Here is a 25,128-nt window from a genome sequence, read left to right as displayed (position 1 = left end):
GGAGCAACCGAAACCATGGCGGTTTCCGTAACCCTTCCGGCGCTCGGTGAGAGCGTCACCGAGGGCACTGTCACCCGCTGGCTGAAGGCCGAGGGCGAGCGCGTCGAGGCCGACGAGCCGCTGCTGGAGGTGTCGACCGACAAGGTCGACACCGAGATCCCCTCGCCCGTCTCCGGTGTCCTGTCCTCCATCAAGGTCGCCGAGGACGAGACCGTCGAGGTCGGCGCCGAGCTGGCCGTGATCGACGACGGCACGGGCGCGCCTGCTGCCGCCCCGGCCCCCGCCGCTGCCGAGGCCCCGGCTCCGGCCGCCGAGCCCGCCCCGGCCCCGGTCGCCGAGGCCCCCGCGGCTCCGGCCCCCGCTGCCGCCCCCGCCGCGGCCCCGGCCGGTGCCGCCGTCGGCACCGACGTGGTCCTGCCCGCGCTCGGTGAGTCCGTCACCGAGGGCACCGTCACCCGCTGGCTGAAGGCCGTCGGCGAGACCGTCGAGGCCGACGAGCCGCTGCTCGAGGTCTCCACGGACAAGGTCGACACCGAGATCCCGGCGCCCGCCTCCGGCGTGCTCCTGGAGATCGTGGTCGGCGAGGACGAGACCGCCGAGGTCGGCGCCAAGCTCGCCGTCATCGGCGCCCCGGGTGCCGCTCCGGCCGCTGCCCCTGCCCCGGCCGCCCCGGCTCCCGCCGCCGCTGCCCCGGCCGCTCCGGCCCCGGCTCCGGCCGCCCCCGCGGCTCCGGCTGCCCCGGCCCCCGCCGCCCCGGCTCCGGCGCCCGCCGCCGCTGCCCCGGCTCCGGTGGCCCCGGCCGCTCCGGCTCCGGTCACCCCGGCCCCCGCCGCCGCTCCGGCCGCCGCCCAGGCGACCGACGAGGGCGCGTACGTCACCCCGCTGGTGCGCAAGCTCGCCGCCGAGAACGGCGTCGACCTGGCCACCGTCACGGGCACCGGCGTCGGCGGCCGTATCCGCAAGCAGGACGTCATCGCCGCCGCCGAGGCCGCGAAGGCCGCCGCCGCCGCTCCGGCTCCCGCCGCTGCCGCTCCGGCCGCTGCCGCCGCGAAGAAGGCCCCGGCGCTGGAGGTCTCCCCGCTGCGCGGCCAGACCGTCAAGATGCCTCGCATCCGCAAGGTCATCGGCGACAACATGGTCAAGGCGCTGCACGAGCAGGCGCAGCTGTCGTCGGTCGTCGAGGTCGACGTCACCCGCCTGATGCGCCTGCGCGCCCAGGCCAAGGACTCCTTCGCCGCGCGCGAGGGCGTCAAGCTCTCCCCGATGCCGTTCTTCGTCAAGGCCGCCGCGCAGGCGCTGAAGGCCCACCCGGTCATCAACGCCAAGATCAACGAGGCCGAGGGGACCATCACCTACTTCGACTCCGAGAACATCGGGATCGCGGTGGACTCCGAGAAGGGCCTGATGACCCCGGTCATCAAGCACGCCGGCGACCTCAACATCGCGGGCATCGCCAAGGCCACGGCGGAGCTGGCCGGCAAGGTCCGCGCCAACAAGATCACCCCGGACGAGCTGTCCGGCGCGACCTTCACCATCTCCAACACCGGTTCGCGTGGCGCGCTGTTCGACACGATCATCGTGCCGCCGGGCCAGGTCGCGATCCTCGGTATCGGTGCCACGGTCAAGCGTCCGGCCGTCATCGAGACCGAGGAGGGCACGGTCATCGGCGTCCGCGACATGACCTACCTGACCCTCTCCTACGACCACCGCCTGGTCGACGGCGCCGACGCGGCCCGTTACCTGACGGCGGTCAAGGCGATCCTGGAGGCGGGCGAGTTCGAGGTCGAGCTCGGCCTGTGACGGGGTCGAGGATCTCAACGAAGTAGAGCTCGGCTGTAACCCCCTGGCACCCTGTGCCTTGTACGACGCCCCGTCCGGAGCCACTCCGGGCGGGGCGTTCGTGTTTGCCGGCACACGTTGCGTGTAAGTCTCGTCTCACCTGCAGAAAAGCACCCCCGTCGGCCCTACCCGCGGAGCGAACCGGCCTTATTGTCTAAACGTCAAAGCCCTCCCTAAGGAGCCCTCATGACCGCGCCCGTCGTCCACTCGCTGCGCGAACAGATCCGCGAGCACATCGTGGAAGGAATCGTCAGCGGGCGCTGGCAGCCGGGCGAGCGCATCGTGGAGCGGCGTATCGCCACCGAGCTGGAGGTCAGCCAGACCCCGGTCCGCGAGGCACTGCGCGAGCTGGAGTCCCTCCGCCTGATCGAGTCCGCCCCCAACAAGGGCGTCCGCGTACGCAATCTGACCGCGGCCGACCTGGAGGAGAGCTACCCCGTCCGAGCCGGCCTGGAGGCCATCGCGGCGGAGCTGGCGGCCGACCGCCTCGCCGAGGACTGCTCGGCCCTGGAACCGCACGTCCTCGCCCTGTACGAGGCCGACCGCAAGGCCGACGGCACGGCCCAGGTCCGCCACACCGTCGGCTTCCACCGCGAGCTCGTGCGCGCCGCGCACAACTCGGTGCTGCTGCACACCTGGGAGGGCCTCGGCATCGAGGTCTTCACGGCGCTGTCCATCCGCTGGCTGGGCACGGTGCAGCAGTCGTACGCGGAGGAGCACGAGGAGCTGGTGCAGGCGTTCAAGCGACGGGATCCCCGTATCGCCGAGCTGGTGAAGGCACACGTCCTGGGCTGTGCCCCGCGGGCTTGATTCAGTCGAGCATCCTCACGCTCACCTGCGAAAACCTCCCCAAAACACGGCACCGGGTGCCCATATCGAAGGCACTCGGTGCCCACTTTCTCCAAATCGAGAGGTTTTCCCCCTCAACCCTTTGATCGATCATCGATCAGGGAGTTACAGTCGCCGACGGACTTCCACCGAAGTCCGCTGCCCTGTCCTGCCAAAGACCAAGGGCACCCCGAAACCCTCACAGGGAACCCCCTTCGACTGAGGAAGGCGGCGACATGACCGACCCCAACGCCATCCAGCCGAGCGCGCTCGACCAGCTCCCGGACCGCGACCCGGAGGAGACCGCCGAATGGCAGGCCTCCCTGGACGCCGTGGCCAGGGAGGCCGGGCCGCACCGTGCCGCGTACCTGATGCGCCGCACGCTGGAGCGTGCCGAGGCGGGCGGCATCGCGCTGCCGAAGCTTCTGGAGACGGACTACGTCAACACCATCCCCACCTCCGCCGAGCCGGGCCTGCCCGGTGACCCGGAGATGGAGGCCCGCATCACCGCGTGGAACCGGTGGAACGCCGCCGCGATGGTGACCCGGGGCAGCAAGTACGGCGTCGGCGGCCACATCGCCACCTTCGCCTCCGCCGCCTGGCTGTACGAGACCGGCTTCAACCACTTCTTCAAGGGCAAGGAAGCCCAGGATGCCGCCGGCTCCGGCGACCAGCTGTACATCCAGGGCCACGCCTCCCCCGGCATCTACGCCCGCGCCTTCCTCGACGGCCGCCTGAACGAGGCGCACCTCGACAACTTCCGCCAGGAGGCCGGCGGCAACGGCCTGCCCTCCTACCCGCACCCGCGCCGCCTGCCCTGGCTGTGGGAGTTCCCGACGGTGTCGATGGGCCTCGGCCCGCTCTCCGCGATCTACCAGGCGCGCTTCAACCGCTACCTGACCAACCGCGGCATCAAGGACGTCTCCGCCTCGCACGTGTGGGCGTTCCTCGGCGACGGCGAGATGGACGAGCCGGAGTCGACGGCGGCCCTCGCGCTCGCCGCCCGTGAGGAGCTGGACAACCTCACCTTCGTCATCAACTGCAACCTGCAGCGCCTCGACGGCCCGGTCCGCGCCAACTTCAAGATCGTGCAGGAGCTGGAGGCCCAGTTCCGCGGCGCCGGCTGGAACGTCATCAAGACGCTGTGGGGCTCCGCCTGGGACGAGCTGTTCGCCCTCGACACCACGGGCGCGCTCGTACGCCGCCTGCGCGAGGTGCCGGACGCGCAGATCCAGACGTACCAGACCCGCGACGCCGCCTACATCCGCGCCGACTTCTTCGGCAAGGACCCGGCCCTCGCCGAGATGGCGAAGCTGCTGAGCGACGACAAGATCCTCGAGTGCTTCCACCTCTCGCGCGGCGGCCACGAGGCCCGCAAGGTCTACGCCGCGTACAAGGCCGCCGTCGAGCACAAGGGCGCGCCGACCGTGATCCTGGCCCAGACGGTCAAGGGCCACACCCTCGGCGAGGGCTTCGCGTCGAAGAACGCCAACCACCAGATGAAGAAGCTGACGGTGGACGAGTTCAAGACGATGCGGGACCTGCTCGGCCTGCCGATCAAGGACAGCGACTTCGCCGACGGCGTGGTCCCCTACGGCCACCCGGGCGCCGACTCCCCCGAGGTCCGCTACCTCCAGGAGCGCCGCGCGGCCCTGGGCGGCCCCGCCCCGGCCCGCCGTACGCACGCGCTGGCCCCGCTGCCCGCCCCCGCCGACAAGGCCTTCGCCTCCTTCGACAAGGGCTCCGGCTCCCAGAACGTGGCCACCACCATGGCCTTCGTCCGTCTGGTCAAGGACCTGGTCCGCGACAAGGAGACGGGCAAGCGCTGGGTGCCGATCGTCCCCGACGAGGCGCGCACCTTCGGTATGGAGTCGCTCTTCCCCTCCCTCGGCATCTACTCGCCCAAGGGCCAGACGTACGAGCCGGTCGACCGCGACCAGCTGATGTACTACAAGGAGGCCAAGAACGGCCAGATCCTCAACGAGGGGATCACCGAGGCCGGTTCGATGGCCGACTTCATCGCCGCGTCGACCGCGTACGCGACGCACGGCGAGGCGATGATCCCCTTCTACATCTTCTACTCGATGTTCGGCTGGCAGCGCACCGCCGACCAGATGTGGCAGCTCGGCGACCAGCTCGGCCGCGGCTTCCTCGTCGGCGCGACCGCGGGCCGTACGACCCTGACGGGCGAGGGCCTCCAGCACGCCGACGGCCACTCCCCGGTCATCGCCGCGACCAACCCGGCCGCGCTGACGTACGACCCCGCGTTCGCCTACGAGATCGCGGTCATCGTCAAGGACGGTCTGCGCCGCATGTACGGCGAGGCGGCCCCGGGTGAGGACCCGAACGTCTTCTACTACCTGACGGTCTACAACGAGCCGCTGCCGCAGCCCGCCAAGCCGGCCGGTCTCGGCATCGACGAGGGCATCGTCAAGGGCCTGTACCGCTTCAACACGGCGGAGTCCGCGGGCGTCACCGTCCCGGCCAACGCCCCGCGCATCCAGCTGCTGGGCTCCGGTACGGCGATCCACTGGGCCCTTCAGGCACAGCAGCTGCTGGCCGAGGAGTGGGGCGTGGCCGCCGACGTGTGGTCCGCGACCTCCTGGTCGGAGCTGCGCCGGGACGCCATGGAGGCCGACGCGGCCCTGCTGCGCGGCGAGGAGCGCGTGCCGTTCGTCCGCCAGGCCCTGCAGGGCGCCGAGGGCCCGGTCCTCGCGGTGTCCGACTACATGCGCCAGGTCCCGGACCAGATCGCGCAGTGGGTCGAGCAGGACTACTCCTCGCTGGGTGCCGACGGCTTCGGCCTCTCGGACACCCGCGAGGCCGCCCGCCGCCACTTCGGCGTCGACGCCCAGTCGATCGTCGTGGCGGCCCTGGCCCAGCTCGCCAAGCGCGGCGAGGCCAAGGCCACGGCGGTGAAGGAAGCCCGCGAGAAGTACGGGCTGTAAGAGCAGACCAGTGAGGCCCCCGCTCCGGCGGGGGCCTCACTGCATGATGGCGGTATGCGCGCAGCCCGCCTCATCAAGATGGTGCTCCTCCTCCAGTCCCGCCCCGCCATGACCGCCGCCGAACTCGCGCGGGAGCTGGAGGTTTCGGAGCGGACCGTCACGCGCGACGCGCAGGCGCTGTCGGAGGCCGGGGTGCCGGTGTACGCCGACCGGGGGCGGGCCGGGGGGTACCGGCTGGTCGGCGGGTACCGGACGCGGCTGACGGGGCTGGCGCGGAGCGAGGCGGAGGCGCTGTTCCTGAGCGGGGTGCCGGGGGCGCTCAGGGAGATGGGGCTGGAGGATGCCGCCTCCGCGGCCCGGCTGAAGGTCTCCGCCGCGCTGCTGCCCTCCCTGCGGGACGCCCCGGACAGCGCCGCTCAGCGCTTCCACCTGGACGCTCCGGCCTGGTTCCGGGAGCCGGAGACGCCCGCACTGCTGCCCGTGATCGCGGAGGCGGTGTGGGACGACCGGCGAGTGCGCGCCGCCTATCGGCGCGGGGACGCGGAGGTCGAGCGGGAGTTGGAGCCGTACGGGCTCGTGCTCAAGGCGGGCGTCTGGTACCTGTGCGCCCGGGCGGCCGGAGGTGACTCCTTCCCGACCTTCCGCACCTACCGGATCGACCGCTTCACCTCCGCCGACGCCCTCGCCGACCGCTTCACCCGCGACCCGGAGTTCGACCTGCCCGGCCACTGGGCGGCGCAGGCCGAGCGGTTCGCCCGGTCGATCCTGCGCGCCGAGGTCGTCGTGCGGCTCTCCCCCGAGGGCGTGCGCAGGCTGCCGTACGCGGTCGATCCCCTGGCCGCACGCGAGGCGCTCAGGGCTGCGGGCGAGCCGGACGCCGAGGGGTGGGTGACGCTGACCCTGCCCGTGGAGTCCGAGGAGGTGGCGCACACGCAGCTCACCGCGCTGGGGCCGGAGGCCGAGGTGCTGGCGCCGGCGGGACTGCGGGAGCGGTTCGCGGCGGATGCGGCCCGGATCGCGGAGCTGTACCGCCGGCAACGATCTGTCGATAACGATCCGCCGCACGAAGCCGTACTTCGCGGTACTCCACGTGCGCCCCACCCGCTCAGGACCGATGCTTGACCCGTGATGGAAGAGTCGGAGTTCTGGGAGCTGGTGGACGGCGCCCGCGAGGCCGCCGAGGGCGACCCCGAGGAGCAGGCCGACGTGCTCGTGGAGCGGCTGCTCCAGCTGGACCCCGAGTCGGTCCTGGACTTCGCCCGTCACTTCGAGTCCCGGTACAACCGCGCCTACCGCTGGGACCTGTGGGGCGCCGCCTGGGTGCTGCTGGACGGGGCGAGCGACGACGCGTTCGACTTCTTCCGGTGCTGGCTGATCGGGCAGGGCCGGGAGGTCTTCGAGGGCGCCCTGCACGAACCGGACGCGCTCGCCGACCTGCTCGGCGACTTCGACGAGGAGATCGACGGCGACGGCGAGGAGCTGGGGTACGCGGCCGACGAGGCGTACGAGCAGCTGACCGGCACGGTCGCCCCCGACCTCGGCATCGCGCCGGGGCCCGCCGAGCCGGAGGGCACCCCGATCGACTTCGAGAAAGAGGCGGTCCTCGCCGAGCTCTATCCCAGACTCTGGGAACGGTTCAAGGACTGAATCCGCCGCTGAATCCGTCACGGAAATCGACCTCCAGGCAACGACCTCCGGGCAACGACCTCCGGGCAACGACCTCCGGCTATGACTTCGCGGCGGGCGCGCGGCCCTGGAGACGGGCTGCCGTCTCCCTGATCTCCGGGAGGCGTGCGGTCAGGGCGGCGCCGGGGCAGGTGGTCATGTAGCCGTCGTTGTGGCCGGCCACGGCGGGCAGGATGGCGGCGGTGCCCGCCGGGAAACGGCTCAGGCTGTTGCTGGAGAGCAGACGGGCGTAGCCGCGCGGGTCCACGTCGGCGAGGCCGAGCTTCCAGGCGGCGAGGGCGGCGATCGCGTCGGTCATGGCCTGCGGCACGGTCTCCCCTTCGGTGAAGGTGCCGAGGGCGGCGATGCCGGCGGTGCGGTGGTTGAAGCCCTGGGTGTGGGCGCCGATGACGGGCCGCTCGACGCCTCCGGCGCGGCCCTCGTAGATGGTGCCGCAGCGGTCGACGAGGAAGTTGTAGCCGATGTCGTCCCACTGGCGGGCGCCGGTCTGGCCCGTGTACAGGTGGCGGATGATGTCGGGCACGTCGGCGCAGTCGTAGAGGTTCGGCGAGTCGGTGTGGTGGATGAAGACGGCGACCACGCGGTCGTCGTAGCGCGGGGGCGGCTGGACCCGCCGGGTGGTGCTGTCCAGCCAGACGGAGCGGGGCACGATGTGCGGCTGGGCGGCGCGGTGGGCCGCCGGCTGGGCGGCAGGGGCCCGGACCGTGTCGGCGGGGCGGTCGAGGTCGACCGCGGCGACCTCTTCGACACCGCGGGCGCACAGGGCCAGCGCGACGACGGCGGTCAGGGCGGGCAGACAGCCGAGCACCACCAGCACGGGGCGGGGTATGCGGCGGGTTCTTCGAGCAAGAGGCATGGTCCCACTGTCGGACTGTCCCGCCGTGCCCGCGATGTGCACTGTGCCACCTGGCGGAACCATCATCCGGGTTCAGGACGTTTCTGGTGATACATGCTCGACACAGATGGATACAGGCTCGCGCGACTGATCGTCGGGCCCGTCCCGCCCGTATGAGGGGGCCCGAGAGGAAGGCGGCTCCGTGGACCTGCTCGACCTGTTGCTCGTCCTGGTGATGCTCGGCTACGCGGTGTCCGGTTACCTGCGCGGACTGGTGGCCGGCTGCGTGTCGCTGGCCGGGTTCGTCGGCGGCGCGGCGGTCGGTGTGTGGGTGCTGCCGTGGGTGACGGGCCTGGTGGCGCGCGGGTCGACGGCGGCGATCGTGCTCGCGGTGCTGACGGTCCTGGTGCCGGCGGTGGTGGGGCACGAGCTGGCGGGCCGGCTGGCGCTGCGGCTGCGCGGGGAGCTGGACCAGGGCCCGCTGCGGGTGGCGGACGGGCTGGGCGGGGCGGTGGCCAACTCGGTCGCGGTACTGATCGTGGCCTGGGTGGCGGCGAGCGTGCTGGGCGCGTCCGCGTCGCCGATGCTGACGACGGCGATCCGGAACTCGACGCTGCTGGGCGCGGTGCAGCAGGCGATGCCGGAGACCACGCCCGGGTGGTTCTCGCGGGCCACGTCCGCGCTGACGGAGGCGGGGTTCCCGCAGGTCTTCAACCCGTTCGAGAACGAGTCGACGGCCCGGGTGGCCCGGCCCTCCGGCGACAGCGTCACGCCCGCCGCGACGGACGCCGCCCGGCTGAGCACGGTGAAGATCGAGGGCGCAGCCGGGAACGAGGGCCGGGAGGGCAGCGGCTTCGTGTACTCCACGGGGCATGTGATGACCAACGCGCACGTGGTGGCGGGCATCGACCGCCCGAGCGTGCGGGTGGGCGGGACCGGCCCGTCGTACGCGGCCCGGGTGGTGCTCTTCGACCCGGACCGGGACGTGGCGGTGCTGTATGTGCCGGGGCTGCAGGCGCCGGTGCTGCGCTTCGACACGAGCGCGGTGCGCGGGGACGCGGCGGTGGTCGCGGGCTATCCGCAGGACGGGGGCCTGAACCTGCAGGCGGCGACCGTGGCGAACCGGGTGCGGGCGAGCGGCCGGAACATCTACGGCGACCGCACGGTCATCCGGGAGATCTACTCGATCCGTTCGACGGTCCGGCCGGGCAACTCGGGCGGACCGCTGCTGACCACCGACGGCCGGGTGTTCGGCGTGGTCTTCGCTCGGTCCACCTCGGACGCCGAGACGGGGTACGTGCTGACGGCGGACGAGGTGGCGGGCGACGCGTCGCTCGCGGCATCGGCGACGGTGCCGGTGGACACGGGCGAGCTGGTCAGTTCATAGCGGTCGTCAGCTCGTGGGGGTCACAGGGCACGACCCATGAAGATGTCGTCCACGTACGCGCCCTGGAGCAGGAACTCCTCCGGCAGCACGCCCTCCACCACGAAGCCCTCGGACTCGTAGAGCCTGCGCGCCGGGGTGTTGTGCCCGAGCACGCGCAGGGTGAGGCGCCGCGCGCCGCGCCTGCGCGCCTCCTCGACCGCGGCCCTCAGCAGCGCGCGGCCGACGCCCTTGCCGCGGGCGTCGTCGGCGACGGCCAGGCCCTGGATCTGGCGCACGTGCGCGTTGGAGGCGAGCCGGGTCGGGTGGCCGAGGCGGGTGTAGCCGACGAGGCGCCCGTGGAGTTCGGCGACCAGGAAGTCGTCCGGGGTGTGGCGCTCGTCGAAGATCGGGCTGTACGGCGGCTGCGGTTCGGGGGACACCGCGTGCAGGGTCGACCAGGTGGCCCGGTCGAGGGCGGACAGTTCCTCTTCGTCGTCGGCGACGGCGATGCGGGTGGAGAGCTGTTCGGACATGGCGGTCACCCTATGACGGCCGTTCGGGAAACCCGCCGGGATTTACGGGGATCCGGCTCGCCGGACGGCATGCTGGGCTCATGCCACTTTCACGAATCGCGGTGGCCGGGGCGTCCGGTCTGATCGGCAGCGCGCTGGTGCGGTCCCTGACCGCGGACGGGCACGAGGTGGTGCGCCTGGTCCGCCGTGCCGCGCGGGGAACGGACGAGGTCTGCTGGGACCCGGAGGGGCGGTACGTGGACGCGGCCGGGCTGGCGGGCTGCGACGTGGTGGTCGATCTGGCGGGGGCCGGGGTGGGCGACCGGCGCTGGACGGCGGAGTACAAGCGGCGGATCCGGGACAGCCGGGTGCTGGGCACGGCGGCGCTGGCCGAGGCGGTGGCCGCGCTGCCCGAGCCGCCGCGGGTCTTCGTGAGCGGCAGCGCGATCGGCTTCTACGGCGACACCGGGGACCGGGCCGTGGACGAGGACGCGCCCGCGGGCGAGGGTTTCCTGCCCTCGCTCTGCGTGGAGTGGGAGGCGGCTGCGGCACCCGCGCAGGAGGCCGGCGTACGGACGGTGTTCGCGCGGACGGGTCTGGTGGTGGCCCGCAGCGGCGGGGCCTGGGGGCGACTGTTCCCGCTGTTCAGGGCGGGGCTCGGGGGGCAGTTGGGCAACGGGCGGCAGTACTGGTCGTACATCGCGCTGCACGACGAGGTCGCCGCGCTCCGGCATCTGATCGACAACGAGGCGCTGTCCGGGCCGTTCAACCTGACCGCGCCCGAGCCGCTGACGAACCGCCAGATCACCGAGGCGATGGGGCGGGTGCTGCACCGGCCGACGCTGTGCGCGGTGCCCGCGCCGGTGCTGCGGGTGGTGCTGGGCGAGATGGCCGGGGACGTGCTGGGCAGTCAGCGGGTGCTGCCGAGGCGGCTCTTGGAGTCGGGGTTCGGGTTCGCGTTTCCGGGGATCGACGACGCCATTCGCGCCGCGAGTTGAGCGTGTGACCGTATGCGACCGCCATGCGACCGTGCTCTGTCGATGCGCGACTGATTATGACCGAGCACAGGCCTAACCTCGACGCGAACTGGAGTATCGCTGGAGCTCGTTGGGGGCATGACGTCTCCACCGGCCAGCGCAACCACAGGAGGGCCTCGTGCTTGAGCCCGCGAACCAGGTGGACGTCGTCATCGTGGGAGCCGGCACCGCCGGTCTCTCGGCGGCTCACCGGCTGACCAGCGCAGGAGTCACGACCGCGGTCCTGGAGGCCGCCTCCTGCCCGGGCGGACGCATGTCGACCGAGAAGATCGACGGCTTCCGGCTCGACCGCGTCGGACAACTGCTGTCGACGTCCCATCCCGAACTCCGCCGCGCTCCGGGCCTCGACGGCCTGGTGCTGCGCCGTTTCGCTCCCGGGGTCCTGCTGCACCGCGACGGCCGCCGGCAGCACGCGGGCGCTCCGGCGGGCGCAGGGAGCACACGGGGCGCACTCCATGTGGTGCGCGCCCTCGCGAGCGCCCCCAGGGGTACGGCGGTCTCGCCCGGCCGGTCCGCGGCCCCGCTGGGCGGCGCGGTCGACCAGGCCCGGCTCGGCGCCGCGCTGGGGAGGATCGCCGGCACGCCCGTGGAACGCCTCCTGGCCCGCCCCGAACTGCCCGCCGCGCAGGCCCTCGCGGCCCGCGGGGTGCCCGCCCGCACGGTCGACGGCTTCCTGCGCCCGCTGCTCGCCGCCCTGTTGTGCGACCCGGAGCTGACCACGTCCAGCAGGTGCGCCGACCTCGCGCTGCGCGCCTTCGCGAGCGGCCGGCTGTGCGTGCCGGAGGGCGGTGCGGAGGCGCTGCCGGAGCTGCTGGCCCGCGCGCTGCCGCCCGGCACCGTGCACACCGGGGTGCGGGTCACCTCCGTGTCCACCACGTCGGTGACCACCGCCGAGCACGGGGAGATCCGCTGCCGGGCGGTGCTGCTGGCGACCGACGCGCGCGCCGCGGCCGAGCTGCTGCCGGGCCTGCGCGTGCCGGACTTCCACCCGGTGACCGTGGTCCACCACACCACGGACGAGCCGGCGGCGGCCTTCTCGACGGGCACCTCGCTGCTGCTGGACGCGGACCGCGGCGGGCCGGTCGCGCACACGGCGGTGCTGAGCAACGTGGACCCGAGCCGGGCGCCCGCCGGCCGGGTGCTGATCTCCTCGACCGTGCTGGGCCCGCCGCAGGACGGGATCGACACCGCGGTACGCATCCACCTCTCCCGGCTCTACGGCGTCTCGACGCGCCGCTGGGAGACGCTGGCGGTGCATCACACCCCGGAGGCCGTACCGGCGATGCGCCCCCCGCACGACCTGCGCCGCCCGGTCCGCCTGCTGGCCGGCCTGTACGTCTGCGGCGACCACCGCGACACCAGCACGGTCCAGGGCGCCCTGCACTCCGCCCACCGCGCCGCGTCGGCCGTTCTGGCGGACCTGGGCGCGGCGGGCTCGATGCACACCGCGGACCCGGCCCCGACCCTGCCGAGGGCGGCATGACCCACCCGAACCCTGCTCAGCCCAGCGCCGCCACCTTCTCCCGGTAGCCCCGGGCCGGGGCCGCGTCCTTGTACGGCTCCAGGCGGCGCTCGAAGTCCCTGACGTACTCGATCGCTCGGGCGGACCGCATCTCGGCGGCCTGCCCGGCGGCTTCCGCGGCCAGCACGCAGGCCTGGTCGAGTTCGCCGAGGCCGAGCCGGGCGGTGGCGAGGACGACCCGGCAGAACAGGCGGCTGCGGGCGTAGGCCGGGGCGCGCAGCTGGAGGGAGCGTTCGGCGTGCTGGGCGGCTGCGCGGAACTGCTGAAGGTCGCGGTGGCAGTGGCCGAGCTCGTCGGCCAGCTGGGCCTCGTCGAAGAACGTGGCCCAGTACGGCACCTCGTCCCCGGGCCGGGCCGCCTCCAGGGCGCGCTCGGCCCGCACCAGTGCGCCGGTGCACGCCCGCACCTCGCCCAGGACACCGTGCGCCCGCGCTTCGCAGGCGTGCAGCAGCGCCTGCACTACCGGCGGGGCGCCGGTGCCGACCCCCTGCTGGGCGACCCGCGCGAGCTGGACCGCCTCCCTGCCGTGCCCGAGGTAGACGGCCTGGCGGCTCATGGTGACCAGGACGTAGGAGCCGTAGGCCCGGTCGCCGGCCGCCTGGGCGAGCCGCAGGGCCTGGACGAAGTAGCGCTGGGCGAGCCCGTGCGCGGCGATGTCGTACGACGTCCAGCCTGCGAGCCGGGTGAGGTCGGCCGCGGCGGCGAACAGGCGGCGGCCGGTCTGCTCGGCGTAGCTGCCGCGCAGCATCGGCTCGCACTCGTGCTCCAGGTAGCGCACGAGGGCCTGCCGGGCGTGGCCGCCGCCGAACTGGTCGTCGAGGGTGCGGAACAGCCCGCCGACCGAGCGCAGCGCCGAGATGTCGCCGGCGCTGACCCGGTGGCCGGGGGCCCGCTCGGCGTGCGGGCGCGGCCGGGGCGTGAGCATCACGGGCTGCGGCAGGGTCCTGAGGATGCCGGTGCGGCCCTGGGCGGGCACCCGGGGTGCCGGCTCGCGGGCCACCTTGTCGTCGGCCTTGCCGATCAGCCAGTCCCGGCTGGGCACGACGAGCCCCGCCGGGGTGAACGCGATCTTGCGCAGCTCGGCATGGCTGCCGGAGTCCTTGCGCCACAGCCCGCTGACGATGTCCACGGCCTCCTCGGGGGTGGCCGCGAACTCCAGCCCGGCGTACACCGGCGCACAGGCGTCCAGGCCGAGATCCTGGGCCGTGAGCCGGCGCCCGAGCCGGCGTGTGAAGACCTCGGCGATCAGGGCGGGGGTCGTGCCGCGGGGCTGCTGGCCGCGCAGCCACCGGGTGACCGAGGTCTTGTCGTATCTGAGGTCCAGCCCGTGTTCCAGGCCGAGCTGGTCGACGCGACGGGCCAGACCCGCGTTGGAGAACCCCGCTTCTGCGATGAGCGCGGCGAGCTGGCGGTTGGGGGTGCGCTGCGCGGGTCGTTCCGTCATCTGCTGTGCGGTCTCCTGCCTTCCAGGCCTCTGAGGTGCCGGGATTGCCTGTGAGCAGCCCTTTCGGCCTCACGAACGGCGCGAATGTAGCGGAGAGTGAGCAGGCGGTCGCACGCTTCGACGTGTATTCATCCGATCGTGTGAGGATTGCCCACAGGGCTGACGTACCCCGACCGGACGTACAGTGGCGTGGGCGCTTTACGTGCCTGACACACCCATCCCCGTCGCCGGGGAAGCCGAGGGAGGCGCTTGCCGTGAGTGAGTTGCGGTTCGTCCGCATGGGGTTCGGCGCGGATGCCGTGGAGTACCAGGAGGCCTGGGACGAGCAGCGCCGGGTGCACGCGGCCCGGTTCGCCGACGAGGCCCCCGACACCGTGCTGCTGCTGGAGCACCCCCCGGTGTACACCGCCGGCCGCCGCACCGCGGACAACGAGCGCCCGCTGGACGGCACCCCGGTCGTCGACGTGGACCGCGGCGGCAAGATCACCTGGCACGGCCCCGGCCAGCTGGTGGGCTACCCGATCCAGAAGCTGCCCCGCCCGGTGGACGTCGTCGCGCACGTCCGGCGCCTGGAGGAGGCACTGATCCGCACCTGTGCCGAGTTCGGCCTGGAGACCACCCGGGTCGAGGGCCGCAGCGGCGTCTGGGTGCTCGGCGACCCTCTCGAACAGCGCCCCGGGCTCGGCGGACTCTCCCTCGACTTCGACCCGCGGCTCACCGACGAGGAGTTCGACCCCCGGCTGAACGGCCCCGAGTACGCCCCCTCCAACGCGGGCCAGCGGCGCGAGGACCGCAAGATCGCCGCGATCGGCATCCGGGTCGCCAAGGGCGTCACGATGCACGGCTTCGCCCTCAACGTGAACCCGGACAACGCCTGGTTCGACCGGATCATCCCGTGCGGCATCCGCGACGCCGGCGTCACCTCGCTGGCCAACGAGCTGGGCCGGGACATCTCGATCGAGGATGTCCTGCCGGTGGCCGAGCGCCACCTGAAGGACATCCTGGAGAACGCGGACCTCAAGCCGCGTGTGATCGAGAAGGCAACTGCCTGATCTGGGGAATGTGCCCTGCGGGTACGAGGTTGGCCTCACAAGCAGGGCTCAGTTAACACGGGCGTACGCTGGTGTACGCCGAAGAATCGAAGATTACTCAAGCAATCAGCAGGGAGCCGGTCGTGTCCGCAGTCGCACCCGACGGACGCAAGATGCTGCGCCTGGAGGTCCGCAACAGCCAGACCCCCATCGAGCGCAAGCCCGAGTGGATCAAGACCCGGGCGAAAATGGGTCCCGAGTACACGGAGATGCAGAAGCTCGTGAAGAGCGAGGGTCTGCACACGGTCTGCCAGGAAGCCGGCTGTCCGAACATCTACGAGTGCTGGGAGGACCGCGAGGCGACCTTCCTCATCGGCGGTGACCAGTGCACCCGGCGCTGTGACTTCTGCCAGATCGACACCGGCAAGCCCGAGGCGCTCGACCGTGACGAGCCGCGCCGCGTCGGCGAGTCCGTGGTCACCATGGACCTGAACTACGCCACCATCACCGGCGTCGCCCGCGACGACCTGGAGGACGGCGGCGCCTGGCTGTACGCCGAGACCGTGCGCCAGATCCACCAGCAGACCGCGGAGCGGGAGAGCGGCCGTACCAAGGTCGAGCTGCTGGCCCCCGACTTCAACGCGGTCCCGGAGCAGCTGGCGGAGGTCTTCGCCTCCCGCCCCGAGGTCTTCGCGCACAACGTGGAGACCGTGCCCCGGATCTTCAAGCGCATCCGCCCCGGCTTCCGCTACGAGCGCTCCCTGAAGGTCATCACCGAGGCCCGCGACTTCGGCCTGGTCACCAAGTCCAACCTGATCCTCGGCATGGGCGAGACCCGCGAGGAGGTCAGCGAGGCGCTGAAGCAGCTGCACGACGCGGGCTGCGAGCTGGTCACCATCACCCAGTACCTGCGCCCGTCCGTGCGCCACCACCCGGTGGAGCGCTGGGTGAAGCCGCAGGAGTTCGTGGAGCTGAAGGAGGAGGCCGAGCAGATCGGCTTCTCCGGTGTGATGTCGGGCCCGCTGGTCCGCTCCTCGTACCGGGCCGGCCGCCTCTACCAGATGGCGATCGAGAAGCGGGGCACGTACGTCGCCACGCAGGCTGTGTGAATTCGCGCACAAGTAATTACCGGCCAGTAATGGCCGAGTCGACGCGGTCCTGACCGTCCTCGCTGATGAGGGCGTACGTCAGGGCCGCGTCAGTGTTTCAAGGCTCCGCCAAGGCTCGGCGTCAAGGTTTCATTGGTGTTTGACCGGTCGGACACGCCCTGGTAACACCAATCAGTGACCCTGACATCACAGGACGTACACCCGTACCGAGGGGGGACCTCGATCATGCAGGCCGCGCACGTTCGCGCCACCGCCATCCCGTCCTTCACCGACGCGCTCCGCGCCGTCGAGTCCCTGCTCATGAGCGGCGGTCAGCGCACCGCCCGCCGCAACGCCTGGACCTCCGTCCTGGAGGACCGCCGCCGTGCGAAGGACCGGGTCGAGACGCAGCGCGTCCTGGACCAGGCCGCCGCCCGCTCCTGACCTCGCAGGCCCGGGGACTCGCGGGCACTGGCGTCGTCGGCACTCCCGAGGCCACGTAGACTTCGTGGCATGGCGAGGAAGGAACCCGCGGCGGACGCCGCGAACGCAGGGCGACTGAAGCAGATCGCTCTCACGTACAAGATGACCCGCAAGGCCGACAAGACGATCGGTCTTGTACTCGCGGCCGTCGGCATCGGCACGCTCGGTGTCTTCCTCGCGATCGGATTCCTGATCGGTCACCCGGTCTATCTGGGCATCTTCGGCCTGCTGGTCGCCCTGCTGACGACGGCGATCGTGTTCGGCCGCCGTGCCGAGCGGGCCGCCTTCGGTCAGATGGAGGGCCAGCCGGGCGCCGCCGCGGCCGTGCTGGACAACATCGGCCGGGGCTGGACGACGACGCCGGCGGTGGCGATGAACCGCAGCCAGGACGTGGTGCACCGCGCGGTCGGCAAGGCCGGCATCGTGCTGGTCGCCGAGGGCAACCCGAACCGGGTGAAGAGCCTGCTGGCCGCCGAGAAGAAGAAGATGAACCGCATCGTGGCGGACGTGCCGGTGCACGACGTGATCGTGGGCGACGGCGAGGGCATGGTCGAGCTGAAGAAGCTGCGCACGACCATGCTGAAGTTCCCGCGCGTGCTGACCGGCGCCCAGGTGACGGCCACCAACGACCGGCTGCGCGCCCTGGGTGACCTGATGAGCAACATGCCGCTGCCCAAGGGGCCCATGCCCAAGGGCATGCGGATGCCGAAGGGCCGCTGAGGCGTCACCGACGTCAAAGCGGACGTCGGAACCGATTTCAGAGACGGCGGAACTGGGGGCCGTAGTGGCCCGGTGCGTCGGGGATCTTGATCTCCATCAGCTCCACGGCAGGGGCCTCCAGTCCGCGCATGGCGTGGATCGCCGCGCCCAGTGAGCGCCCGCCGCCGTCGCCCCAGGCCGCGTCGAGCGCGTCCAGCACGGCGTTGTACGTGCTGTCGAACTGGTCCAGCAGCCGCTGGACCCGCGCCGGCGGGTGGGGCCAGCCGCCGGCCGGAACCCGGGCCATGGGGTGCGCGGCGGGGAAGGGCACGGCCGGGCCGGTGAAGCGCCAGCCGCCGCCACCCTCGCGCAGCCGCCGCCCGTGGTAGATCTCGCCGAAGGCGTAGTAGTGCGCCGGGTGGTCGTCCTTGAAGGCATCGTCCGGGGAGCTGTCGGTGCCCTCGCCCTGCTCCTTGATGATCTCCAGTGAGTGCTCGACGTCGTCGAGACTCCGGACCGGCTGCAGTACGTCAGAGCCGATCCGGCTGGACAGCTGACCCCGCGTCGACAGTTGCGGAGCCACGACCTTGAACGCCCGCAGCAGGTGGCCGTAGAAGTCGCCGATGCTGGGCGCGTCGCGTGTCGCGTCCGACTCGCGGGTGAGCGGGATGTCGGGGGCCTCGATGGCCATCATCACGTCGTGCACGAAGGACCTGGTGAGGCCCGACAGGTACACGTTCACCCCGCGGTGCACACCGCCGGGCAGCGGTCCGGGATAGGCGAGCGCCGCGTCCTTGATCCGCGGCCGGCCGCCCACGGCCACGAGCAGGTTGCAGACGACACCCAGGTGGTACATCTCGTCGAGGACGACGCGCCGGATCAGCCGCGCGGCTTCGCAGCCGGGATCCTTGACCGACCACAGGGCGCACAAGTACGGCGGGATGGTGGACAGTTCGAGCGCCACGGCGACCTGCAGGGCCTTCCTGAGCCAGTCGACTCCCCGGTGGGTCTCGAGTACGGCCAGCAGGTGTGCCACGGAATGGCAGCCGGGCGGGTCGGGCGGCCCGCCGGCCGGCAGCGCGGCGGCCTGCGCGGGCTCGGCGGCGGCCACCGGCGCGGTGGCCGCCAGGGCTGCCGACGCCAGGAAGCTCCTGCGTCTGAACGGGGCGGGTGCCAGGCCGTCCGAACCGTCCGCCGCTGCCCTCGTACCGGTCACCGCCGCCTCCGCTCCCAGCCTTGTCCCCGCCCCGGTCCGAGACGTCCGGGAACCTTCGACAGCGGGCGAAACTAGCAGCCGGGGCCGCCGTTCCCGGGGTGCACAGGCCGGGGGCTGGAGGACACGCCGCCGAATGGCGCATCCGGCTGGTCATCGGCTCATGCACTCCTAGCCTTCAGAGTGTGACAAAACGCCATATCACATACCTCACATGCACCACGGCGCTTCTCACCGTGGCCTGCGGCAGCACCGCGGCCTCGGCCGCCCACCGGACCCATGTGGTGCATCCGGGTCAGTCGATCCAGAAGGCAGTGAACGCCGCCGAGCCCGGCGACACGGTGCTCGTGCTCGGCGGCACGTACCACGAGAGCGTCACGGTGAACACGCCGGGAGTGACCCTGCGGGGCGTGGGCCCCGGTACGGTGATCATGCCGACGGCCGCCCAGACGGCCGCGGCGGCCACGGCGAGCGCAAGCGCGACCGCGACCGCGACCGCGACCCCGAAGGCCACGCGAAGCGCCGTGCAGGCCTCCGTCAGCTGTCCCGACGGCGGCAACGGCATCTGTGTCGTCGGGACGAAGGGCACCACCCTCAAGGACGTCACCGTCACCGACCTGACCCTGAAGGGCTTCCCCCGGATCGGCCTGTGGTCCATGGGGACCGACCATCTGACCGTGAGGCGGGTCGTCGCCGACAAGAACGGGCAGTGGGGCATCGCCCAGGAACACTCCACGCGCGCCGTGTTCCAGCAGAACGTCGCCCGGAACAACGGTGACGCGGGCCTGTTCCTCGCCAACGACGTGAAGGCCGAGCAAGGTGCCATGGACACCCAGGGCACGGTGGTCGACCGGAACAACCTGGAGGGCAACCGGGTCGGCATCACGGTCCGCCGACTGCGCAACGTCACCGTCAAGCGCAACTCCATGACCGGCAACTGCACGGGTGTGTTCGTCGTCGGCGACGAGAACAAGCCGAAGACGTCCGCCGTGACCGTCATCGACAACCGCGCCAACCAGAACAACAAGTACTGCAAGAAGACCGCCCGGCTGCCCTTCCTGCAGGGCTCCGGCATCGTCCTGACCGGCGTCGACGACACCCTGGTGACGCGGAACGTGGTCCACGGGAACTCCGGCACCTCTCCCCTCTCGGGCGGCATCGTCCTGTTCAAGAGCATGGTGGGCGTCACGAGCGAGCGGAACCGGATCACCGGCAACCAGCTGGCGGCCAACACCCCGGCGGACCTCGTCAACCAGGAGGCCACCAAGAGCGCCAACACCTTCCAGGGCAACTCCTGCCGGGCTTCCAAGCCCGCGGGTCTGTGCTGACCGGACGGCCGTAACCCACCCACGCAAGGAAAGAAGGCGGCACATGACCGCGCCAACTGCCCCTCCGCCGTCGATGCGGCTGAGAGAGCTCGTGTTCGGGGCGGCCTGTGCCGCCGCCGTCCGTACGGCCGCCCGGCTGGGCGTCGCCGACGCACTCGGGGACGCCCCCATGACCGTGGAGTACCTCGCCGCCGCGGTGAAGACCGAGCCGAAGCCGCTGCGCCGGCTGCTGCGCGCTCTGTCCTGCTACGGCGTCTTCGCCGAGCGGCCTGACGGAACGTTCACTCACACCGACATGTCCCGGCTGCTGCGCGAGGACGACCCCAACAGCCTGCGCTACATCTCCCTGTGGTGCACCGAGCCCTGGACCTGGGACGCCTGGCCGAAGCTGGACGAGGCGGTGCGCACCGGGAAGAACGTCGTCGAGGACCTCTACGGCAAGGAGTTCTTCGTCTACCTGAACGAGGACGCCCCGGAGTCGGCCGACGTCTTCAACCGCGCGATGACGACGTCCAGCGAGCAGTCGGCGCGCGAGGTCGCCGCGCTCCTGGACCTGTCCGGCAGCAGGTCCGTCGCGGACCTCGGCGGCGGGCAGGGGCACGTGGTGGCGAGCCTGCTGGACAAGTACCCGGCGATGCAGGGCTATCTGCTGGATCTGCCGAGGGTCGTGGAGAATGCCCTGCCCCGGCTGCGCACGGGCGGCGATCTCGCGGACCGGGCGCACATCGTGCCCGGCGACGTGCGCGTGTCCGTCCCGGTCAAGGCCGACGTCTACATCATCAAGAACATCCTGGAGTGGGACGACCGGTCCACCGCCCGGCTGCTGCGCAACGTCGTCGAGGCGGGCGGTCCCGGAACTCGGGTCGTGGTCATCGAGAACCTCGTCGACGACACCCCGTCGATGCGCTTCAGCACCGCCATGGACCTGCTGCTCCTGCTGAACGTCGGCGGGGCCAAGCACACCACCGACAGCATGACGGCGCGGCTGACGGACGCGGGCCTGACCATCGACGGCATCCGGCCGGTCAACCCCTATCTGCACGCGTTCGACTGCACGGTTGCACAGTGAGCCGACTCCCTGCGGAACACACCGGTGCCGGGCCCGCGTCCGTCGCGGGCCCGGCACCGGTGTGTTCCGGCCTCGGCTCAGGCGCCGGCGTCGCGCTCCCAGAGGTAGAAGCGCTGGGCCATCGCGTCCTTCGGGGACCGCCAGGTCTCCGGGTCGTACGCGCTGACGTAGGCCGAGAGGCGGTCGCTGACATCCTTGAACTCGGGGTGCGAGGTGACCTTGGCGATGGCCGGTCCGGGCTCGCGCTCGGACTCGATGAGGTGCATGTACACATCGCCGAACTGGAAGAGGCTGCGCCGCACGATTCCGACGAGGTGCGGCAGCTCTCCCCGGTCGGAGTCCGCGAACACCTTGGCGATGTCGGGGGCGGAGCCCGGGGCCATGCGGGCGACGATCAGGGCCTGGTGCACGTGTGTCTCCTCCGTCCGGCTCAGTCGGCCAGGACCGAGGCGGGCCGCTGACCGGCCGCCGCCCGCTCGATCTTGTCCCGGATCAGACCCATCTGGATCTTGGAGTTCTTGTTGATGTTGTCGGTCATCCAGGCGTCGTCGACGGGCGCGTCCGGCTTCATCTCGAAGTCCTGCGTCCAGACCATCCGGGTGCCGGCCGGTACCTCCTCGTACTGCCAGTGGATGTTCATGTAGGCGAAGGGGCCCGTCTCCACGCGGCGGGCCTTGACGGCGAGGTGGGCGCGGTCCGTCTCCCGCTCCGAGACCCAGCTCCACACCTTGCCGTTGTCGTCGGGGTGCATGGTGAGCCGGAAGGTGGTCTTGTTCCCCTCCACGGCGAGGATCTCGGCGGTGGCGTACTCGGTGAACAGCTGCGGCCAGTTCGCCACGTCGTTGGTCATGTCCCAGACCAGGTCGACGGGCGCGGCGATGGTGATCTCGTTCTGGGTGTGTCCGGACATGTCAGGCTCCCGCGGGCAGTGCGCTGTTGACGAGGTCGAGGAACTGGCGGGGCGTCTTGCAACGCTCCGCGTCGGGGGGCATCGGCGCTCCGTGCCGGTTCTCCAGCTCGCCGACGATGCCGAGCAGACCGAGCGAGTCGACGCCGATGGCGTCGAAGCCGGTGTCGCACCGCTCCTGGAGTTCGTCCGGCGGGACGGTGACTCCGGCGGCCTTCTTCATCAGCTCGGACAGCTCTTGCACGGTGATGCGGTCACTCATAGGTTCCCTCTCCTTCGGACGTGCTCCGGACGCCCCGTCACGAGGCTCCGGCGGCGCCGTGCCGCAGCACGAGCGCCGAGTTCGACCCCATGAGTCCCCGGCTGAGGACCAGCGCCGTACGCAGTTCGGCGGCGCGGGCGCGGCCGGTCACGAGGTCGAGGTCGTGGCAGATGTCGAAGACACCCGGGGTGGGCGGGATCAGGCCGTGTTCGAGCGCGAGCACCGCCGCGGCGGTGTCCAGCACGGGTGCCGCGCAGTAGCCGCGGCCGATCCCGGTCTTGGGCGCCGTGACGGGCACGCGCCGGCCGTGCGCGCCGAGCGCGTCGGCGATGGCGAGGGCCTCCGCCCGGTCGGCCTCCGGCACGCCGAGGGCGTCGGCGAAGACGACGTCGACCTCCTCCGGGGCGCACCCCGCCTCGTCCAGGGCGCCGCGGATCGCGTGCGCGAGCCCTTCCCTGGACTCCGCCCAGCGGGAGGCGCCGGTGAAGGTCGCCGCGTGTCCGTCGAGGGTGGCCCGCACGGGCAGCCCTCGCCTCTCGGCCGAGGCCGCCGCCTCCACGACGAGCATGGCGCCGCCCTCGGCCGGTACGAAGCCGCAGGCGCCGTCGGTGAACGGGCGGTAGGCGCGGGCCGGGTCCGCCTCGGGGCTCAGCTCCTCGTAGCCGAGCTGGCACACCATCGAGTAGGGGGCGAGGGGCGCCTCGGTGGAGCCGGCCACGATCACGTCGGTGCCGCGCCGCACGGCGCGGGCCGCGTGGGCGAGCGCGTCCAGGCCGCCGGCCTCGTCGGCGGCGACCACCGAGCAGGGGCCCTTGAAGCCGCGCCGGATGGAGATCTGGCCGGTGCTGGCCGCGTAGAACCAGGCGATGGACTGATAGGGGCCGACGAACCGGCTGCCCTTGCCCCACAGTTGCTGCAGCTCCCGCTGGCCGAACTCGCCGCCGCCGGAACCGGCAGCGGTGACCACGCCCACGGACATCGGCGCGGCTTCGGTGTCGGCCCGGCCGAGCCGGGCGTCCTCCAGCGCGAGGTCGGCCGCGGCCATGGCGAAGTGCGTGAAGCGGTCGGTCTGGACCAGGAAACGCTCCTCGACCGCCGCCGTCGGCTCGAAGTCGCGGACCTCGCCGGCCACGCGCAGCGGCAGGTGTTCACAGCCCTCGCGGGTGACCCGGTCGAGGACGCTGATGCCCTCCTTGACCGACTTCCAGTAGGTCTCCGTGCTGGTTCCGTTGGGTGCGACCACGCCGATGCCGGTGACGGCCGCGCGCCGCGAATGCGGTTCGCTCATCGTGTCCTCATCCCCCTGCCAGGTTCAGGTTCGTCGGGTCAGTACCACCGCGGACTGGAAGCCGCCGAAGCCGCTGCCCACGGACAGAACACCGTGCAGCGTCCGCTCACGGGCGGTGCGCGGCACGTAGTCCAGGTCGCACTCGGGGTCGGGGGTCTCGTAGTTGGCGGTGGGCGGTACGACCTGGTGGGCCAGGGCCAGCACGCAGGCCACGACCTCTATCGCGCCGATGGCCCCGAGGGAGTGGCCCACCATGGACTTGATGGAGCTCATGGGGGTGTCGTAGGCGTGCTGTCCCAGGGCCCGCTTCACCGCGGCGGTCTCGTGGCGGTCGTTCTGCCGGGTGCCAGAGCCGTGCGCGTTGACGTAGTCGATGGCGGTGGGGTCGAGGCGGGCGTGGTCGAGGGCGACCTCGATCGCCTGGGCCATCTCCAGGCCCTCGCTGGTCAGACCGGTCATGTGGTAGGCGTTGCCGAAGGTGGCGTAGCCGCCCAGTTCGCAGTACACGTGGGCACCGCGGGCCCGGGCGTGCTCCAGCTCCTCCAGGACGAGCACCGCGCCGCCCTCGCCCATGACGAAGCCGTCACGGTCGTTGTCGAAGGGCCTCGACGCGTGCGCGGGGTCGTCGTTGTTGGGGGACGTGGCCCTGATCGCGTCGAAGCACGCCATGGTGATCGGTGAGATCGGCGAGTCCGAGGCACCGGCTATGCAGACGTCGGCGCGGCCTTCCTGGACGGTGTGGAAGGCGTAGCCGACGGCGTCCAGGCCCGAGGTGCAGCCGGTGGACACCGTCTGCACCGGCCCCTGGGCGCCGAAACGTTCCGCCACCGCCGAGGCGAGGGTGCTGGGCGAGAACGCCCGGTGCAGCTGCGCACCCGCCTGCCGATGGTCCACGTCCCAGCGCTGCCCGGCGCTGCTGACCAGGACGTAGTCGTGCTCCAGGCGGGTGGTGCCACCGACGGCGGTGCCGAGCGAGACACCGACCCGCCAGGGGTTCTCCCGGCCGAGGTCGAGACCGGAGTCCCGGACCGCCTCCTCCCCGGCGACCAGGGCGAACTGTATGTAGCGGTCCGCCCGTTCGACCTGCTCGGCGTCGAGTCCGTACGCCGCCGGGTCGAAGTCGCACTCGGCCGCTATCCGCGACCGCAGCCCCGCCGGGTCGAAGAACGTGATGCCGCGCGTCGCCGTACGGCCTGCCGAGAGCAGGTCCCAGAACGCCGGTGCCCCGATCCCGCCCGGGGCGACGACGCCTATGCCGGTGACGGCCACCCGCCGGGTCATGAACGGACCTTCGCCCGGTCGGCCGGCTCGGCGGCGACGACGGCCGAAAGTGGTGTCTCCTCCGTGTCGACATGGCCGAGGCTCGGACGCGGGGCCAGCGGCCCCAGGTGGAAGACGATCCGCGCCTCCACGTTGCCCACGTTGCGGAACCGGTGGCGCATGTGGGCGGGGATCATCAGCCCCTGCTCCGGCTGGAGCGGGTGCGGCTCGCCGTCCAGGTCCACCTCCAGCTGCCCGCAGACGACGTACACGAACTCCTCGGAGTACGGGTGGTAGTGCTCGCCGATGCGGTCGCCGGGCTGCACGATGGCCACGCCCATGAAACCGCTGGTGGAGCCCACCGTGGCCGGGGTGAGCATGGCGCGCAGATCACCGCCGCGCCGGGTGTTGGGCTCGACCTCGCTGAGGTCCACGATCTTCGGAAGGGGTTTGATCACGACGTTCCTCCGTGGGTGTGCTGCG

General features: G+C 71.9%; 24 protein-coding genes. 14 read left to right on the top strand and 10 right to left on the bottom strand.

The genetic code is table 11. The features are described 5' to 3' along the window. The first annotated feature begins 15 nt into the window (after window positions 1-15). The 5 genes from sucB (at window position 16) to ACWD3E_RS04980 (ending at window position 7,262) form a co-directional block, all read left to right on the top strand. The gene (gene sucB, locus ACWD3E_RS05000; RefSeq protein ID WP_451386122.1) at window positions 16-1,800 is read left to right on the top strand and encodes a 2-oxoglutarate dehydrogenase, E2 component, dihydrolipoamide succinyltransferase; all 1,785 of its coding nucleotides are present in this window, start codon (window positions 16-18) and stop codon (window positions 1,798-1,800) included. 225 nt (window positions 1,801-2,025) lie between these two features. Continuing rightward, entirely contained in the window at window positions 2,026-2,649 is a 624-nt protein-coding gene (locus ACWD3E_RS04995) for a GntR family transcriptional regulator (protein WP_094218213.1), read from the top strand. Between the two features lie 254 nt (window positions 2,650-2,903). Next, window positions 2,904-5,615, top strand: a complete 2,712-nt coding sequence (gene aceE / locus ACWD3E_RS04990; protein ID WP_451386121.1) for a pyruvate dehydrogenase (acetyl-transferring), homodimeric type — start codon at window positions 2,904-2,906, stop codon at window positions 5,613-5,615. Between the two features lie 54 nt (window positions 5,616-5,669). Beyond that, window positions 5,670-6,737 carry a helix-turn-helix transcriptional regulator gene (locus ACWD3E_RS04985; RefSeq protein WP_451386120.1) on the top strand — a complete coding sequence of 356 codons (1,068 nt, stop codon included), beginning with the start codon at window positions 5,670-5,672 and terminating at the stop codon, window positions 6,735-6,737. A gap of 6 nt (window positions 6,738-6,743) precedes the next feature. After that, window positions 6,744-7,262, top strand: coding sequence for a DUF4240 domain-containing protein (locus ACWD3E_RS04980; protein ID WP_451386496.1), 519 nt, complete (start codon window positions 6,744-6,746; stop codon window positions 7,260-7,262). A 79-nt stretch (window positions 7,263-7,341) separates the two neighbouring features. Here ACWD3E_RS04980 and ACWD3E_RS04975 read toward each other — a convergent pair whose 3' ends face one another. After that, complete coding sequence (locus ACWD3E_RS04975; protein ID WP_451386119.1) at window positions 7,342-8,157, bottom strand: peptidoglycan recognition protein family protein; 816 nt, start codon at window positions 8,155-8,157, stop codon at window positions 7,342-7,344. Between the two features lie 181 nt (window positions 8,158-8,338). On the opposite strand from ACWD3E_RS04975, the gene ACWD3E_RS04970 reads away from it, so the two are divergent. Next, window positions 8,339-9,523 (top strand): MarP family serine protease, encoded by a 1,185-nt coding sequence (locus ACWD3E_RS04970; RefSeq protein WP_451386118.1) that lies wholly within the window; start codon window positions 8,339-8,341, stop codon window positions 9,521-9,523. A gap of 20 nt (window positions 9,524-9,543) precedes the next feature. Here ACWD3E_RS04970 and ACWD3E_RS04965 read toward each other — a convergent pair whose 3' ends face one another. After that, window positions 9,544-10,035, bottom strand: coding sequence for an N-acetyltransferase family protein (locus ACWD3E_RS04965; protein WP_451386117.1), 492 nt, complete (start codon window positions 10,033-10,035; stop codon window positions 9,544-9,546). Between the two features lie 80 nt (window positions 10,036-10,115). Here ACWD3E_RS04965 and ACWD3E_RS04960 point away from each other — a divergent pair, with 80 nt between their 5' ends. Together ACWD3E_RS04960 and ACWD3E_RS04955 are read left to right on the top strand one after the other, a co-directional pair. Continuing rightward, entirely contained in the window at window positions 10,116-11,012 is an 897-nt protein-coding gene (locus ACWD3E_RS04960; RefSeq protein ID WP_451386116.1) for a TIGR01777 family oxidoreductase, read from the top strand. 157 nt (window positions 11,013-11,169) lie between these two features. Then, window positions 11,170-12,534 (top strand): NAD(P)/FAD-dependent oxidoreductase, encoded by a 1,365-nt coding sequence (locus ACWD3E_RS04955; protein ID WP_451386115.1) that lies wholly within the window; start codon window positions 11,170-11,172, stop codon window positions 12,532-12,534. Between the two features lie 16 nt (window positions 12,535-12,550). Here ACWD3E_RS04955 and ACWD3E_RS04950 read toward each other — a convergent pair whose 3' ends face one another. Next, window positions 12,551-14,017, bottom strand: a complete 1,467-nt coding sequence (locus ACWD3E_RS04950) for a regulator (RefSeq protein WP_451386114.1) — start codon at window positions 14,015-14,017, stop codon at window positions 12,551-12,553. A 254-nt stretch (window positions 14,018-14,271) separates the two neighbouring features. On the opposite strand from ACWD3E_RS04950, the gene lipB reads away from it, so the two are divergent. The 4 genes from lipB (at window position 14,272) to ACWD3E_RS04930 (ending at window position 17,339) form a co-directional block, all read left to right on the top strand. Then, a complete protein-coding gene (lipB, locus tag ACWD3E_RS04945) occupies window positions 14,272-15,069 on the top strand; it encodes a lipoyl(octanoyl) transferase LipB (protein ID WP_451386113.1) in 798 nt (265 codons plus the stop codon). A 122-nt stretch (window positions 15,070-15,191) separates the two neighbouring features. Beyond that, a complete protein-coding gene (lipA, locus tag ACWD3E_RS04940) occupies window positions 15,192-16,157 on the top strand; it encodes a lipoyl synthase (RefSeq protein WP_451386112.1) in 966 nt (321 codons plus the stop codon). Between the two features lie 225 nt (window positions 16,158-16,382). Beyond that, window positions 16,383-16,580 (top strand): SCO2195 family GlnR-regulated protein, encoded by a 198-nt coding sequence (locus tag ACWD3E_RS04935; protein ID WP_451386495.1) that lies wholly within the window; start codon window positions 16,383-16,385, stop codon window positions 16,578-16,580. A gap of 69 nt (window positions 16,581-16,649) precedes the next feature. Next, a complete protein-coding gene (locus ACWD3E_RS04930) occupies window positions 16,650-17,339 on the top strand; it encodes a DUF4191 domain-containing protein (RefSeq protein WP_451386111.1) in 690 nt (229 codons plus the stop codon). A gap of 37 nt (window positions 17,340-17,376) precedes the next feature. On the opposite strand, the gene ACWD3E_RS04925 is transcribed toward ACWD3E_RS04930, so the two are convergent. After that, on the bottom strand, window positions 17,377-18,534 hold the full coding sequence (locus tag ACWD3E_RS04925; RefSeq protein WP_451386110.1) for a ferritin-like domain-containing protein: 1,158 nt from the start codon (window positions 18,532-18,534) through the stop codon (window positions 17,377-17,379). 182 nt (window positions 18,535-18,716) lie between these two features. Between ACWD3E_RS04925 and ACWD3E_RS04920 the strand changes: the two genes are divergently transcribed. Next, entirely contained in the window at window positions 18,717-19,859 is a 1,143-nt protein-coding gene (locus ACWD3E_RS04920; protein WP_451386109.1) for a right-handed parallel beta-helix repeat-containing protein, read from the top strand. A 73-nt stretch (window positions 19,860-19,932) separates the two neighbouring features. Beyond that, window positions 19,933-20,928 carry a methyltransferase gene (locus ACWD3E_RS04915; protein WP_451386494.1) on the top strand — a complete coding sequence of 332 codons (996 nt, stop codon included), beginning with the start codon at window positions 19,933-19,935 and terminating at the stop codon, window positions 20,926-20,928. A 77-nt stretch (window positions 20,929-21,005) separates the two neighbouring features. Here the strand turns inward: ACWD3E_RS04915 and ACWD3E_RS04910 are convergent, their stop codons facing one another. From ACWD3E_RS04910 to ACWD3E_RS04885, 6 genes are read right to left on the bottom strand one after another with little or no spacing between them, the layout of a single operon-like run. Beyond that, complete coding sequence (locus ACWD3E_RS04910; protein ID WP_451351716.1) at window positions 21,006-21,338, bottom strand: TcmI family type II polyketide cyclase; 333 nt, start codon at window positions 21,336-21,338, stop codon at window positions 21,006-21,008. A gap of 20 nt (window positions 21,339-21,358) precedes the next feature. Next, on the bottom strand, window positions 21,359-21,838 hold the full coding sequence (locus tag ACWD3E_RS04905; protein ID WP_451386108.1) for an SRPBCC family protein: 480 nt from the start codon (window positions 21,836-21,838) through the stop codon (window positions 21,359-21,361). 1 nt (window position 21,839) lies between these two features. Then, window positions 21,840-22,097, bottom strand: a complete 258-nt coding sequence (locus ACWD3E_RS04900; protein WP_451386107.1) for an acyl carrier protein — start codon at window positions 22,095-22,097, stop codon at window positions 21,840-21,842. Window positions 22,098-22,134: 37 nt separating this feature from the next. Beyond that, entirely contained in the window at window positions 22,135-23,385 is a 1,251-nt protein-coding gene (locus tag ACWD3E_RS04895; RefSeq protein WP_451386106.1) for a ketosynthase chain-length factor, read from the bottom strand. Between the two features lie 24 nt (window positions 23,386-23,409). Beyond that, complete coding sequence (locus ACWD3E_RS04890) at window positions 23,410-24,666, bottom strand: beta-ketoacyl-[acyl-carrier-protein] synthase family protein (protein ID WP_451386105.1); 1,257 nt, start codon at window positions 24,664-24,666, stop codon at window positions 23,410-23,412. After that, window positions 24,663-25,103, bottom strand: coding sequence for a cupin domain-containing protein (locus tag ACWD3E_RS04885; RefSeq protein ID WP_451351721.1), 441 nt, complete (start codon window positions 25,101-25,103; stop codon window positions 24,663-24,665). Before ACWD3E_RS04885 ends, ACWD3E_RS04890 begins: the two co-directional genes overlap by 4 nt. Window positions 25,104-25,128 lie beyond the last annotated feature (25 nt).

It is taken from the genome of Streptomyces sp. NPDC002676 (assembly GCF_053592455.1).
This window is presented reverse-complemented; position numbering and strand designations above follow the sequence as displayed.